Annotated in this window: 11 protein-coding genes; 9 read left to right on the forward strand and 2 right to left on the reverse strand. The window is 70.9% G+C overall.

The features are described 5' to 3' along the window. Positions 1 to 1,065: leucyl aminopeptidase (locus tag ABB22_RS09460; RefSeq protein ID WP_057505200.1), on the reverse strand; the 1,065-nt coding region annotated here is incomplete at its 3' end. Positions 1,066 to 1,170: 105 nt separating this feature from the next. On the opposite strand from ABB22_RS09460, the gene lptF reads away from it, so the two are divergent. Both lptF and lptG read left to right on the forward strand, forming a co-directional pair. Then, positions 1,171 to 2,253: an LPS export ABC transporter permease LptF gene (gene lptF / locus ABB22_RS09465; protein ID WP_055766061.1), complete on the forward strand. Its 1,083-nt coding sequence runs from the start codon at positions 1,171 to 1,173 to the stop codon at positions 2,251 to 2,253. After that, positions 2,199 to 3,356 (forward strand): LPS export ABC transporter permease LptG, encoded by a 1,158-nt coding sequence (lptG, locus tag ABB22_RS09470; RefSeq protein ID WP_200911343.1) that lies wholly within the window; start codon positions 2,199 to 2,201, stop codon positions 3,354 to 3,356. Before lptF ends, lptG begins: the two co-directional genes overlap by 55 nt. A gap of 267 nt (positions 3,357 to 3,623) precedes the next feature. Here the strand turns inward: lptG and ABB22_RS09475 are convergent, their stop codons facing one another. Continuing rightward, positions 3,624 to 4,091, reverse strand: coding sequence for an RDD family protein (locus ABB22_RS09475; RefSeq protein ID WP_055766055.1), 468 nt, complete (start codon positions 4,089 to 4,091; stop codon positions 3,624 to 3,626). Positions 4,092 to 4,162: 71 nt separating this feature from the next. Here ABB22_RS09475 and ABB22_RS09480 point away from each other — a divergent pair, with 71 nt between their 5' ends. The 7 genes from ABB22_RS09480 to ABB22_RS09510 all read left to right on the forward strand — a co-directional run bounded on the left by ABB22_RS09480 (position 4,163) and on the right by ABB22_RS09510 (position 13,780). After that, the gene (locus ABB22_RS09480) at positions 4,163 to 5,248 is read left to right on the forward strand and encodes a site-specific tyrosine recombinase XerD (protein ID WP_055766052.1); all 1,086 of its coding nucleotides are present in this window, start codon (positions 4,163 to 4,165) and stop codon (positions 5,246 to 5,248) included. Between the two features lie 434 nt (positions 5,249 to 5,682). Next, complete coding sequence (locus ABB22_RS09485; RefSeq protein WP_055766048.1) at positions 5,683 to 6,462, forward strand: DsbC family protein; 780 nt, start codon at positions 5,683 to 5,685, stop codon at positions 6,460 to 6,462. A gap of 345 nt (positions 6,463 to 6,807) precedes the next feature. Beyond that, the gene (purL, locus tag ABB22_RS09490; protein WP_055766045.1) at positions 6,808 to 10,689 is read left to right on the forward strand and encodes a phosphoribosylformylglycinamidine synthase; all 3,882 of its coding nucleotides are present in this window, start codon (positions 6,808 to 6,810) and stop codon (positions 10,687 to 10,689) included. A gap of 279 nt (positions 10,690 to 10,968) precedes the next feature. Beyond that, positions 10,969 to 11,832, forward strand: coding sequence for a glycosyltransferase family 2 protein (locus ABB22_RS09495; protein ID WP_235504252.1), 864 nt, complete (start codon positions 10,969 to 10,971; stop codon positions 11,830 to 11,832). Next, complete coding sequence (locus tag ABB22_RS09500) at positions 11,829 to 12,668, forward strand: glycosyltransferase family 2 protein (RefSeq protein ID WP_055766041.1); 840 nt, start codon at positions 11,829 to 11,831, stop codon at positions 12,666 to 12,668. The genes ABB22_RS09495 and ABB22_RS09500 overlap by 4 nt, the downstream gene beginning before the upstream one ends. A gap of 310 nt (positions 12,669 to 12,978) precedes the next feature. Further along, positions 12,979 to 13,437, forward strand: a complete 459-nt coding sequence (gene bcsD, locus ABB22_RS09505) for a cellulose biosynthesis protein BcsD (RefSeq protein ID WP_055766038.1) — start codon at positions 12,979 to 12,981, stop codon at positions 13,435 to 13,437. A gap of 22 nt (positions 13,438 to 13,459) precedes the next feature. Beyond that, positions 13,460 to 13,780: a hypothetical protein gene (locus ABB22_RS09510; protein ID WP_152984107.1), complete on the forward strand. Its 321-nt coding sequence runs from the start codon at positions 13,460 to 13,462 to the stop codon at positions 13,778 to 13,780. Positions 13,781 to 13,816 lie beyond the last annotated feature (36 nt).

The raw sequence follows: 13,816 nt of genomic DNA on the forward strand, positions 1-13,816 counted from the left end.
CAGCGCGTCGCACAGGATCAGGCGGCCCTCGGCGTCGGTGTTGCCGACTTCGATGGTCTTGCCGGACATGGAGGTGATCACGTCGGACGGGCGGTAGGCGTTGCCGTCGATGGCGTTTTCCACCGCCGGCACCACCACCACCAGGTTCAGCGGCAGCCTGGCCTTGACCGTGGCGACGAAGGTGCCGATGACGTTGGCGCCACCGCACATGTCGTACTTCATTTCCTCGATGCCGCCCTGGGTCTTCAGGTTGACGCCGCCGGTGTCGAAGGTGATGCCCTTGCCGACCAGCACGTAGGGCTTGGCGTCGCCGCCGTTGTTCCACTTCAGCACCACCAGCTTGGGGCGGTTGGCCGCGCCGCGGGCCACGGCCAGCAGCGAGCCCATGCCCAGGGCCTCCATCTGCTGCTCGTCCAGGATCTCGGCCTGCGCGCCTTCATGCTCAGCGGCGGACTTGACCGAGGTCTCGGCCAGGTAGGCCGGGGTGCACAGGTTCGGCGGCAGGTTGCCCAGCTCGCGGGCGTACTCGACGCCGGCGGCGATGGCCTGGCCCTGCTGCAGGGCGGTCTCGTCGCTGCCGCTGATCGCCAGGGTTTCCAGGCCCGGGGCGTCGGGCTTCTTCTTGCCCAGGGTGGCGGTGTAGCGGTAGCTGGCGTGGTTGGCGGCGACCACGGCCTGGCGGACGTTCCAGGCGGCGTCGCGGCCGGCAACGACCAGCTCGGACAGGGTGAACAGCGCGCTGCGGGTGACCCCGCTGCGCAGCGCGCGCGCGGCGTCGCCTACCGCCTTGATGTACTGCGGCACGCCGAACTTGGCCGCATCGCCCAGGCCGACCACCAGCACGCGCGGCGCGGCCACGCCGGCCAGGTCGTGCAGCACGGTGGTGTTGCCGGTCTTGCCGCCGACATCGCCGCGCTCCACCAGCGCCGCGAGGCGGCCGCCGGAGGCGGCGTCCAGCGCCTGCGCCGCCGGGGACAGCGACTTGTCGGAAAAGGCGCCAACGATGACGCAGTCGACCGCGACGGAGGCCGGAGCGGCGTGGTTCAGGGTGAATTGCAGAGACATTGATCAGATTCCATTGCCAAATCCGTACAATCGCGGACTGTTTCCACCCTTCCAGACCGGCCGGGCGCGCCGCGAACCAAACCGGGAGTTTAAACCACCCACCCCATGGCGAAGCTTGACCGCTACCTGCTGAGCGACTTCCTCCAGAGCTTCCTGGCGACCCTGACCGTGCTGCTGGTGGTGAGCGTGGGCGGGGTGCTGGTGGACATCCTGGGCCGGATCGCCGACGGCCGCATGCCGGCCGGGCTGCTGCTGTCGCAGCTGGGCCTGCAGTTCATCGTCTACCTGCCCATCATCCTGCCGCTGGCCCTGCTGCTCGGGTTGTCGCTGGCCATCGCCCGGCTCTACCGGGACTCGGAGATGGCGGTGCTGACCGCGGTGGGGGTCGGCCCGCGGCGCCTGCTGCGACCGGTGCTGATGCTGGTGGTGCCGGTGGTGGCGGTGGTCGGGGCCTGTTCGCTGTGGCTGGGCCCCTGGGCCAACCGTACCGCCGACGCGATGGTCGAGGCCGCCAGCCGCAGCGTGGTCGTGGCCGGACTGGAGCCGGGCAGGTTCACCCAGCTTTCCGGCGGCGGCATCGTCTACCTGTCCTCGCTGAGCGAGGACGGCACCAAAATGGGCAAGGTGTTCATCCAGCGGCAGAAGGACGGGCGCATCGACGTGGTCTCGGCCAACAGCGGCGCGATGTTCTTCGAGGGCGAGCGCCAGCGCTTCCTGCGCCTGGAGGACGGACACCGCGTCGAGGGCCCGGAGAACGGCGCGCTGGACTACCGCCTGATGCGCTACGCCAGCAACGAGGTGGCGCTGCCCGACCGCGACGAGCCGCGCGGGCAGGACGACCCCGAGGTGCTGCCGACCTTGCGCCTGTTGGGCGACGACCGGCGCGAGGCGCAGGCGCAGCTGCACTGGCGCATCACCCCGCCGCTGCTGGCGCTGGCCTTCGCCCTGCTGGCCCTGCCGCTGGCGCGCAGCACGCCGCGGCAGCAGCGCTACGGCAGCATCATGCTGGCCTTCCTGGGCTATGTCGTGGGCATCAGCCTGATGATCAGCGGCCGGCAATGGCTGGCCACCGGCAAGCTGCCGACGGCGCTGGGCATGTGGTGGCTGACCGTGCCGCTGCTGGCGCTGGCGGCATGGATGTATTTCCGCGATGGCCGGCTGTCGCGCCGCAAGCGGGGCCGCGCATGATGCTGAGCCCGCGCATCCACGATTTCTACGTCGGCCGCACCGTGCTGTTCACGGTGCTGCTGACCTGGGCGGTGCTGACCGGCCTGGACGCGATGCTGTCGCTGTCCGGCGAGGCCAAGAACATCGGCACCGGCAGCTATACCTTCGGCCATGCCGTGGCCTGGACCGCCTATACCCTGCCGCGCCGCGCCTACACGCTGTTCCCGATGGCCGCGGTGATCGGCGCGCTGATGGGGCTGGGCCAGCTGGCCGCGACCTCGGAACTGACCGCCCTGCGCGCGATCGGCCTGTCGCGGCGCCGCATCGCGCTCTCGGTGGCCATCGCGCTGTCGCTGCTGACCGCGATGATGGTGGTCAATGGCGAAACCCTGGCGCCGTGGGCGCAGGAAAAGGCCGATGCGCTCAAGGCCAGCGCCAAGTTCAATACAGACATGGCCGTGGCCCGTTATTCCGGGCTGTGGGCGCGCGAGGGCGATACCTTCCTCAATGCGCAGAACGGTGAGGAACAGCTCACCGACGAAGGCGGGACGCGCCTGTTGCTGCACGACGTGCGCCTGTACCGGCTGGATGCCGGCGGCCGCCTGGCCAGCCTGACTTACGCGGTCACCGCGCGCCACGACACCGATGGCTGGACCCTGGAACAGGTGCGGCACGACACCTTCGGCGAGCGCTCGGCCACCCGTCGGACGGTCGCCAGCGAACGCTGGGATTCGGCGCTGGACGCGGCGGCGCTGGCCTCCGGCCTGGCCAAGCCGCGCAGCCTGACCGCGGCCGAACTGCGCACCAGCATCGAGTACCGCAAGCGCAACGGGCTGGATGCGCGCGACTACGAGGACACCTACTGGAGCCGCTGGTTCTATCCGGTGAACGTGCTGGCGCTGTGCCTGGCGGCGGTGCCGTTCGCGTTCGGCTCGCTGCGCAGCGGCGGCATGGGCAAGCGCCTGTTCCTGGGCATGCTGTTCGCGCTGGGCTTCCTGCTGCTGCAGATGTTCTTCGGGCGCATGGCCGGCGCGCTCAAGTTCGACTACCGCATCGCCTACGCGTTGCCGCCGATCGTGATGCTGGCCGTGTCCGGCTGGCTGTTCAAGCGCAGGTCGAGCTGACCTCCGTCCGCCGCGCGCATGCGAAGTGCGCTCCCTGTAGGCGCGATTTCAGTCGCGACCAGGGCCTGCCCCGGAAAGCCCCTTCACGACTGAAGCCGCTCCTGTGGGTTGAGCATTTCTCCCGCCGCACCGGGCGCGTGCCCGTCATGCCTGGTCACCCGTGGCAGCGGATGGGGGGCGATCAAGCGCCCATGCCGCGCTACGGGAAACCGGATGAACCGGTTTGCCTGCCGTGCCGCCGCGCGCCTGTGGAACGAAGCGCCGGGCTTATTCCTGTTTGGGCAGGCGCACCAGCCGCGTGTTGCTCAGTCGGTCGTGCCACGTAAGCCGCTCCCGGTCGAACAGCGCCCACCAGAATCCGAGCCCGCCGCACAGCAGCGACAGCGTGCCGACCGCGTAGCGCTTCCACAGCATGCCCATCGAGGGCGTGCCGTCGGCGCCGCGCACATGCAGCCGCCACGGGCGCATGCCCAGCGTCTGCCCGCCGCGCTTCCAGCTGGCCGTCGCATACACGCCCGCCACCGCCCAGCAGCACAGCCACAACAGCCACTGCAGCGGGCTGTACGGGGCGATGTTGTGGTGCGTGTTGCCGCTTGCGGCCACGTCCAGCAGGGTGAACGGCACGGCGGCGAGCATCCACAGCGCCAGCACCGGCCACAGGTCGTAGAGCATCGCCAGCAACCGGCGCAGCAGCAGCGGCGAAGGGCGGGACGGGGAAGCGGCGTCTGCGTTCATCGCGCGAGCATACGGGCTGGCGTGCGCGATGTGGATGGGCAGTGGCGCCGGCAATGCCTATCCTTCGCACGATGACTCCGCTTTCCACCGCCGCCGAACGCCGCCAGTTGGTGATGCAGCTGCCACCGCTGCGCGAGGAGGACGGCCACCGCATCCAGCGCTTTCTCGACGCGATCTGGGCCGAGCAGGGGCTGGCGCGGGCGACGCTGGACAGCTACCGCAGGGACCTCGAAGGACTGGCGCGCTGGGCGAACGGGCGCGCCTGCGAACCATCGGTCCGTGCGCCGGCGGGCGAACGGCCAGGGAGGGCGGGGACAACCGCTCCGCGAACCGGTGCCGCTGCGCCGGGGGCGGCTTCATCGGCGCAGGGAAGCCTGTTGGCCGGTATCGACCGGCCAGGCCTGTTCGACTATCTGGCCTGGCGCACCCATCACGGCTGGTCGCCGCGCAGCAACGCGCGGCTGTTGTCTGCGCTGCGCGCGTTCTTCGCCGATTGCCTGCGCCGCGGCGAGCGCGGCGACGATCCCTCCGCGCTGCTGGAGCCGCCCAAGCTGCCGCGGCCACTGCCCAAGGCCCTGGCCGAAAGCCAGATCGAGGCCCTGCTGGCAGCGCCGGATGTCGCCACGCCGGAGGGGCTGCGTGACCGCGCCATGCTGGAACTGATGTACGCCGCCGGGCTGCGCGTGAGCGAACTGGTCGACCTGCCGGCCAACGCCGTCAACCTGCGCCAGGGCGTGCTGCGGGTGACCGGCAAGGGCAGCAAGGAGCGGCTGGTGCCCCTGGGCGAGGAATCCCGGCACTGGCTGGAACGCTATCTGGCCGATGCGCGCCCGGCGCTGGCCGCGGGCCGGCCGGTGCAGGCCACGGCCCACGGCCAGGTGCCGCTGTTCCTGACCCGCGGCCAGAAGCCGCTGACCCGCCAGCAGTTCTGGCTGCTGGTGAAGACCTGCGCGGTGGTGGCCGGCATCGACCCGGCGCGGATCAGCCCGCACGGCCTGCGCCACAGTTTCGCCACCCATCTGCTCAACCATGGCGCCGACCTGCGCGCGCTGCAGATGCTGCTCGGCCACAGCTCGCTGTCCACCACTCAGATATACACCCTGGTCGCGCGCGAGCATCTGCAGAAGCTGCACCGCAGGCACCACCCGAGGGGGTGAGCGGCCGCGCTTGCGCGGCGCCCGGCGGGCCTTCCCGGGAAGGCGCCAGCGGGGCGTTGCCCCGCTCTACAAGGAGAGGGGACGCGGCGGCTTTGCAGCGCCGGGCATCGCCCGGCGGGGCCTGCCCGGGAATGTTCCAGCGGGGCGTTGCCCCGCTCTACAAGGAGAGGGGGCGCGGCGGCTTTGTAGCGCCGGGCATCGCCCGGCGGGGCCTGCCCGGGAGGGCTCAAGCGGGGCGTTGCCCCGCTCTACGGCGGTGGGACGCTGCGCCGGCAATGGAATCCTTGCAGGCCTCTGGCGCGCCGCGTGCAGTCGCGTCGCGCTGTTCGCGGGCCCTGCGGCAAGCGCCGCCAATCCCACCCCGCGCTGAACGTCCCGATCCGCGGGTATGCGAGAATCGCCACGCTTTCCGCCTCTTTCCCCTTGGAATCCCCATGCTCCGAATCGCCATCGCCGCGCTGCTGGGCGCGATCAGCCTGACCGCCTGCGCGCAGTCGAAGGCGCCCGAAACCACCACCGCCGCCGCTCCGGCCGCCGGCGATGGCGCGGTCGAGAAGCGGGTGCGCGATGCGCTCAAGCAGCTGGATCCGAATTTCAGCCCGGACTACATCGGCGCCGCACCGTTCGCCGGTTTCCGCGAGGTGGTGGTGTCCGGCCAGGTGCTGTACGTCACCGACGACGGCCGCTTCCTGCTGCAGGCCCAGCCCTACGACATCGGCAAGCGCGCGCTGGCCACCAGCGAAGGCCTGCTGGCCTACCGCCGCAAGCTGCTGTCCACGCTGCCGCATTCGGACCGGATCGTGTTCGCGCCGCCGAACGCCAAGTACACCATCAGCGTGTTCACCGACATCGAGTGCGGTTACTGCCGCAAGCTGCACCAGGACATCGCCGAACTGAACCGCCAGGGCATCGCCGTCGAGTACCTGGCGTTCCCGCGCATGGGCCTGGGCAGCAAGGACCATACCGACATGATCTCGGTGTGGTGCGCCAGCGACCGCAAGGCGGCGCTGACCGCCGCCAAGTCCGACCGCCCGGTGGAGGCGAAGAACTGCACCAACCCGGTGACGATGCAGTACAACGTCGGCCAGCAGCTGGGCATCAGCGGCACTCCGGCGATCTTCGCCGCCGACGGCACCCAGTTGGGCGGCTACCTGCCGCCGGCGCAGCTCAAGGCGGCGCTGGAACGGCTTCCCGGCGCGTCCGGCAGCCCCTGAGGCAGAAACGGCGGCCGAGGCCGCCGTTTTCATGTCCGCCATCGCCAGCCACCGTTCCCCGGGCGGGTGGCGGGCATGGCCCATCGCCGTCCTTGCAGGCCGGAGCATTCCCATGCAGGCCCGCCGGGCGGTACCCGGCGCTACAGAGCCGCTGCGCGTCCTCACCTTGTAGAGCGGGGCAACGCCCCGCTGAAGCCTTCCCGGTAAAACACCGGTGGCATGCCCCGCCTCCGCAATCCGGGCCCTGTTCCCGCCGCGGCGATGCGGCATGCCGTCGCCGGTTCCAGCCCGCGGCGCTCGCTCCGGTACAATGGCGGGCCCGACTCCCACCATGGTCTCCCGGACATGATCGTCCTCGAGGGCGCAGCCGCCCTTTCGCCGTTCCGCCGCGAACGTCTTGAATCCCGCCTGCAGTCCATCGCCGCCGATCTGCGCATTACCGGTGCCTGGCACGTCTACTTCATCCAGGCCGCCGATGCCGCGGCCGTCGACCAGGCCGTGCTGGGCCGCATCCTGCAGGGCCAGCCGCAGCCGGCCGCCGCCGCCGCGGATACGGTCTCGCGCTATGTGGTGCCGCGCCTGGGCACGCTGTCGCCCTGGTCGAGCAAGGCCTCCGAGCTGGTGCGCGGCGCCGGCCTGCCGATCCAGCGCGTGGAGCGCGGAACCCGCATCGACCTGGCCGGCTGGCCGTCCGACCCGGCAAAGCAGGCCGCCGTGGCCAGGCTGCTGCACGATGCGATGACGCAGTCGCTGCTGACCGGCATCGAACAGGCGCAGGCGCTGTTCACCAGCCCGGCGCGCGGCCAGCTGGAGCGCATCGCCCTGGCCGACCTGGAAGCGGCCAACAAGCGCCTGGGCCTGGCCCTGGCCGACGACGAGATCGACTACCTGCGCCGGCGCTATGCCGAGCTGGGCCGCGATCCGTCCGATGTCGAACTGATGATGTTCGCGCAGGCCAATTCCGAGCACTGCCGGCACAAGATCTTCAACGCCAGCTGGACCATCGACGGGCGCGAGCAGGACCGCTCGCTGTTCCGCATGATCAAGAACACCCACCAGCAGACCCCGCAGCACACGTTGAGCGCCTACAGCGACAACGCGGCGGTGATCGAAGGCGAGCCGGCCGCGCGCTACCGCCCCGATCCGGCCAGCGGGAAGTACCGCAGCGAAGCGGTGGTGCCCAGCGCGTTCCAGATCAAGGTGGAGACGCACAACCATCCGACCGCGATCGCGCCGTTCCCGGGCGCTTCGACCGGCGCCGGTGGCGAGATCCGCGACGAAGGCGCCACCGGCCGCGGCGGCAAGCCCAAGGCCGGCCTGACCGGCTTCTCGGTCTCGCACCTGCGCATCCCGACCCTGCCGCAGCCGTGGGAGGCGCCGCGCGCGCTGAATCCGCGCATGGCGCCGGCGCTGGACATCATGCTCGACGGCCCGCTCGGCGGCGCCGCGTTCAACAACGAATTCGGCCGCCCCAACCTGCTCGGTTACTTCCGCAGCTTCGAGCTGCCGGAAGACGGCATCACCCGCGCCTACGACAAGCCGATCATGCTGGCCGGCGGCCTGGGCGCGATCGACCGCGTGCAGGTGGACAAGCTGAAGCTGCAGGACGGCGACATCGTCATCGTGCTCGGCGGCCCGGCGATGCTGATCGGCCTGGGCGGCGGCGCCGCCTCGTCGGTGGCCTCGGGCGAGAGCGCCGAGGACCTCGACTTCGCCAGCGTGCAGCGCGACAACCCGGAGATGGAGCGCCGCTGCCAGGAAGTGATCGACCGCTGCGTGGCCATGGGCACCGGCAACCCGATCAAGTTCTTCCACGACGTCGGCGCCGGCGGCCTGTCCAACGCCATCCCGGAACTGCTGCACGATTCCGGGGTCGGTGGCGTGATCGACCTGGGCAAGGTGCCCACCGACGACCCGTCGCTGTCGCCGCTGGAACTGTGGTGCAACGAGTCGCAGGAGCGCTACGTGCTGGGCATCCCGGCCGGGCGCTTGGCCGAGTTCACCGACATCTGCGCGCGCGAGCGCTGCCCGTTCGCCGCGGTCGGCATCGCCACAGCCGAGGAGCGCCTGGTCGTGGCCTACGGCGCGACCCCGGGCAACGTCCCGGCCGACGCGCCGATCGACCTGCCGATGGACGTGCTGTTCGGCAAGGCGCCGAAGATGCACCGCGATACCGCGCATCCGGCCGCGCCGCGCTGGCCGGCGTTGAAGACCGCCGGCATCGACCTGCACGACGCCGGCCTGCGCGTGCTCGCGCACCCGACCGTGGCATCGAAGAGCTTCCTGGTCACCATCGGCGACCGCAGCGTCGGCGGCCTTGCCGCGCGCGAACAGATGATCGGCCCGTGGCAGCTGCCGATGGCCGACGTCGCCATCACCCTGGCCGGGTTCGACACCTGGGCCGGCGAAGCCATGTCGCTGGGCGAGCGCACCCCGCTGGCCCTGCTGGACGCCGCCGCCTCGGCGCGCATGGCGGTGGGCGAAGCGATCACCAACCTGTGCGCCGCGCCGGTGACCTCGCTGGATACGGTCAAGCTGTCGGCCAACTGGATGGCCGCCTGCGGCCACGACGGCGAAGACGCGCTGCTGTACGACGCGGTCAAGGCGGTGGGCATGGAGCTGTGCCCGCAGCTGGACATCAGCATCCCGGTGGGCAAGGACTCGCTGTCGATGCAGGCGCAGTGGCAGGCCGACGGCAAGGCCGAGAAATCGGTGTCGCCGGTGTCGCTGGTGATCTCGGCGTTCGCGCCGGTGGTCGATGCGCGCCAGCAGTTGACCCCGCTGCTCGACCGCGATACCGAAAGCGAGCTGTGGCTGATCGGGCTGGGCGCGGGCAAGCAGCGCCTGGGCGGTTCGATCCTGGCCCAGACCCAGGCCGACCACAGCGCGCTGCCGGCCTTCGCCGGCGAAGTGCCGGACCTGGACGATCCCGAGCGCCTGCGCGGCTTCTTCGAACTGATCCGCGATGCGCGCGAAGCCGGCCTGCTGCTGGCCTACCACGACCGCAGCGACGGCGGCGCGTTCGCCGCGCTGTGCGAGATGTCCTTCGCCTCGCGCCTGGGCCTGGACATCGTGCTCGACGCCTGGGGCGACGATCCGTTCCGCAGCCTGTTCAACGAGGAACTGGGTGCGGTGGTGCAGATCGCCCGCGAAGACCGCGCCGCGTTCGCCGACCTGGTCGAGCGCCACGCGCTGACCGAGTGCGCGCAGCGCATCGCACGGCCGACCACCGCGCCGGTAGTGCGCGTGCAGCTGGAAGGCGAAACGCTGGTCGAATGGCGCTGGGAAGAACTGTTCGACGCCTGGTGGTCGGTGACCCACGCCATGCAGAAGCTGCGCGACAACCCGGAAGCGGCCGACCAGGAACGCGCGGTCGCGCGCAGCTTCAATGCGCCGGGGCTGAAGCCGAAGCTGGCGTTCGACGCGGCCGAGGATGTCGCCGCGCCGTTCATCGCCACGGGCGCGCGGCCGAAGGTGGCGATCCTGCGCGAGCAGGGCGTCAACGGCCAGATCGAGATGGCCAACATCTTCGAGCGCGCCGGTTTCGACGCCTTTGACGTGCACATGAGCGACCTGATCGCAGGCCGCGTGCAGTTGGCCGATTTCCGCGGCATCGCCGCCTGTGGCGGTTTCAGCTACGGCGACGTGCTGGGCGCGGGCCGCGGCTGGGCGACCTCGATCCTGGAGCGTCCTGCGCTGCGCGAGGCATTCGCCGCGTTCTTCGCGCGCCCGGACACCTTCGCCCTGGGCGTGTGCAACGGCTGCCAGATGATGAGCCAGCTCAAGGACATCATTCCCGGTGCGGAGCACTGGCCGAAGTTCCTACGCAACCGCAGCGAGCAGTTCGAGGCCCGTACCGCGCTGCTGGAGGTGGTGGAGTCGCCGTCGATCCTGCTGCGCGGCATGGCCGGCTCGCGGCTGCCGGTGGCGGTGGCGCACGGCGAAGGCCGCGCCGAGTTCGACAGCGCGGTGGACCAGGCCGCGGTCGACGTGGCGCTGCGCTACATCGATGGCGACGGCAAGGCCGACCCGCAGTACCCGCTGAACCCGAACGGCTCGCCGGACGGCATCACCGGCCTGACCACCCGCGACGGCCGCGTCACCATCCTGATGCCGCACCCGGAGCGCACCCCGCGCACGCTCAACCTGAGCTGGGCGCCGAAGGGCTGGGGCGAGGATTCGCCATGGCTGCGCATGTTCCGCAACGCGCGGGTGTGGTGCGGCTGATCCGGCCGTGCCGGCGCCGGGCCTGCGGAAAGCCGCATGCCCGGCCTTGCTCCCCGTAGGAGCGGCTTCAGCCGCGATGGGGCTGTCCCGCTGCATTCGCCGCAGTGCCGCGCAGGTGTTGAACGCGGCATATGCTTGAAAGCCTCCTCGCGGCTGAAGCCGCTCCTACGGGTGCGCGCCGTTCCGGGCGGCTGCTAGAGTCCGGTGCGTCGGTACCAGGGAATCGCCGGTCGTGACCACTTCCGCACCATCCGTTCCACCCCATGCCGGGATCGCTGCATGACCCTGCCGGTGATCCTGTTGCCGGTGGGAGTGGACGACGCGGCGCTCGATGCCTGCCTGGCGGCGCTTGAAGCGGCCACGCCGGCCGGTACGCCGATCTGGCTGGCCGACGACGCGCAGGGCGGGCCGCGCGTGCAGGCGGTGATCGAGCCGTGGCTGGCGCGCACCCAGCTGCAGGCCGAATACACGCGCCGGCCGCGCGCCATCGGCGAATCGGCGCACCTGGAGGAAATGCTGCAGGCCTGCGGCGACGCCGACGTGGCGGTACTGGCGCCCGATGCGCTGCCGCTGCCGGGCTGGCTGCAGCAGCTGTCCGATTGCCTCGCGCGCGATGCCTCCATCGCCACCGCCACGCCGTGGAGCAATGCCGGCGAGACCGTGGCCTGGCCGCGCGCGGGCGAATTGAATCCCCTGCCGTCGGATACCGCGCGGCTGGTACGGGCCTGCGCGTCGATGCCGCTGCTGCATCCGGAACTGCCCTCGGCCGTCACCCATGCGGTGCTGATCCGCGGCAGCGCGCGGCGTCGCGCCGGCGGGCTGGATACGAGCAGCTGCGCATCCTGGTATGCCGCACTGGTGGACCTGAGCCTGCGCATGAGCGGGCTGGGCTGGCGCAACGTGCTGTGCGACAACGCCTTCGTCGGCCGCCACGACGAAGGCCGGCCCGCCGATGGCGACATGGAGGTGTTGGCCAGCCGCTGGCCGACCTGGACCGCACGCCTGGCCGGCTTCCTGATGGACGACCCGCTGCATGCGCATCGCCAGCACCTGCGCGCGTTGTGCGAGCAGGCGGCGATGCCGGCGCGGCAACCGGACCTGTTCGGCGATGGCGGCGAGCCGCCGGCGGAGGCGCTGCCGTGAGCGCGTCCATCGCCGTCGTCGTCGTCAGCTACCAGAGCGCCGCGACGCTGGACGAGTGCCTGCAGCGGTTGCGCGGTGCGCGCGACGTGGCGCAGATCCGGGTGGTGGACAACGCCTCCGGCGATGGCTCGCTCGGCATCGCCCAGCGCCACGCCCTGGCCGATGCGCGCGTACGCTTCATCGCCAATCCGGACAATCCCGGTTTCGCCACCGCCTGCAACCAGGGCGCGTGGGACAGCGACGCGCCGTGGCTTGCCTTCGTCAATCCCGACCTGATGGTCGAGGCCGATACGCTGGCGCGCCTGCGCGATCTCGGCCTGCCGCTGGGCGACTGCCTGCTCGGCGTCGAGCAGGTCGACGAGCAGGGGCGGCCGGACGCCGCGGTGCGCCGCCGCGATCCCGACTTCGCTGCGATGCTGCGCAATCCGGCGGCTGGTGCGCGGCTGGCGGTGGCCGCCGATCCGGCGCAGCCGCTGCAGCCGGTGCCGGCCCTGTCCGGCGCGCTGCTGCTGATGCCGCGCGCGCTGTTCGAGCGCATCGGCGGCTGGGATGGGGGCTACCGGCTGCATGCCGAGGACCTGGACCTGTGCCGGCGCGCGCGTGAGGCCGGGGCGATGGTGGCCGTCGCCAACGAACTGGCGGTGCTGCACGTGCGCGGGGTGTCCAGCCGCGCGCGGCCGTTCTTCGTGGAATGGCACAAGCATCGCGGGCTGTGGCGCTATTTCCGCAAGTTCGAGGCGCCGCGGCGCGGTCTGCCGGTGCGCGCCGCGGTGTGGTGCGCGATCTGGGCGCATGCGGCCGTGCAGGTTCCCAGGCTGCTGCTGCGCCGCCGATAGCCGGCTTTCCTGGCCGGGCCGCGGCCCGTACCGGCGCGACAGCTTCATCTCTGCGGCATTTCCGGTGCCATCGCGCAAAGGCGGCGCCATCTGGCCGGGGTTCTCTTACGGTCGTGTGTTTAGCTGTGCCATCCCCGTGGAAAATGATGGCGCGGCGGCATGGGTCTGTCGCGTTGGTTGCTTCATGGGCCGGAAATGAAAGTGTGATCTAATCCGCAATTGTTTTTTTGTGGTTCGCGAGAGAGGGCGGGATGGGCAGCGTAGGCAAGGTGCCGGTGCACGAGGGAGTGATGCACAAGGGAGTGATCCGGTGAATCCGGCAGAGTTGCTCGATGGTTACCGCGACCGTTCCTGTGCCCGGCAGTGGCGCGGTTTCCTGCGCGCGATGGCGGCCGAATTCGGCCAGGCGCTGCCGGATGAAGAGTCGGCACGCCTCATGGCGCGTATCGGCCAGCGTTTTGCCGACGCCCATCCATTGCCGCCCGCAGCCACGGTCGAGGCCCTGCAGGCGTCGGTCAATGCCGTCTGGAGCGAATGCGAGTGGGGATGGGCGGCGTTCGAGGAACGCCACGACCAGCTGCGCATCGTGCATGCCTGTTCGCCGTTTGCCGTGGCGCTGGGGCCGGGCAACGGCTGGCAGCACGGCTTCCTCGAAGGCGCCTACCGTCATTGGCTGCGCGCTGCCGGCATGTTGGCCGTTCTCGACGTCCGCCACCTGGCGACGGAGAACCGCGACCTTTCGATCTTCACCGTTGCGCGGGTGTTCTGACGATGGAAAAGGTGTGTGTGGCATGAGCAGAGATCATTCGATGGGCCCCCCGGGATGCGACGACGACGTGGCGGGGCTGTTCATGAAGCTTGGCGACGGCAAGGGAAGGCCGGAGTACCGGGATTTCCCCGAGGCCGCCCTGCCCCAGCCCACGGCGGCGGCACGACCGGCCAAAGCGGCGGCGGACGTGCTGGTCCCGCAGGAAGCGGGTATGCCCCCGACGCCGGCTGCCGGCGCCGCCGTGGCGGCGGACACGCCGCTGTCGCAGTTGTTCCGCAGGCTTGCCGAGACCGGCGGAGCCATCGCGGATGACAGTCCCCTGATCCGGCTGCGCGGGCAGTAGGCGAAGGGGCTCCAACGCCGGGGAGGGACGCCGTGG

The sequence above is a fragment of the Stenotrophomonas nitritireducens genome, assembly GCF_001431425.1.
Classification (GTDB): domain Bacteria; phylum Pseudomonadota; class Gammaproteobacteria; order Xanthomonadales; family Xanthomonadaceae; genus Stenotrophomonas; species Stenotrophomonas nitritireducens.

Excerpts from the sequence above, each read along its gene's own strand:
- lptF (WP_055766061.1), top strand. The coding sequence starts at position 1,171 with ATGGCGAAGCTTGACCGCTACCTGCTGAGCGACTTCCTCCAGAGCTTC.
- lptG (WP_200911343.1), top strand. The coding sequence starts at position 2,199 with ATGGATGTATTTCCGCGATGGCCGGCTGTCGCGCCGCAAGCGGGGCCG.
- ABB22_RS09475 (WP_055766055.1), bottom strand. The coding sequence starts at position 4,091 with ATGAACGCAGACGCCGCTTCCCCGTCCCGCCCTTCGCCGCTGCTGCTG.
- ABB22_RS09480 (WP_055766052.1), top strand. The coding sequence starts at position 4,163 with ATGACTCCGCTTTCCACCGCCGCCGAACGCCGCCAGTTGGTGATGCAG.
- ABB22_RS09485 (WP_055766048.1), top strand. The coding sequence starts at position 5,683 with ATGCTCCGAATCGCCATCGCCGCGCTGCTGGGCGCGATCAGCCTGACC.
- purL (WP_055766045.1), top strand. The coding sequence starts at position 6,808 with ATGATCGTCCTCGAGGGCGCAGCCGCCCTTTCGCCGTTCCGCCGCGAA.
- ABB22_RS09495 (WP_235504252.1), top strand. The coding sequence starts at position 10,969 with ATGACCCTGCCGGTGATCCTGTTGCCGGTGGGAGTGGACGACGCGGCG.
- ABB22_RS09510 (WP_152984107.1), top strand. The coding sequence starts at position 13,460 with ATGAGCAGAGATCATTCGATGGGCCCCCCGGGATGCGACGACGACGTG.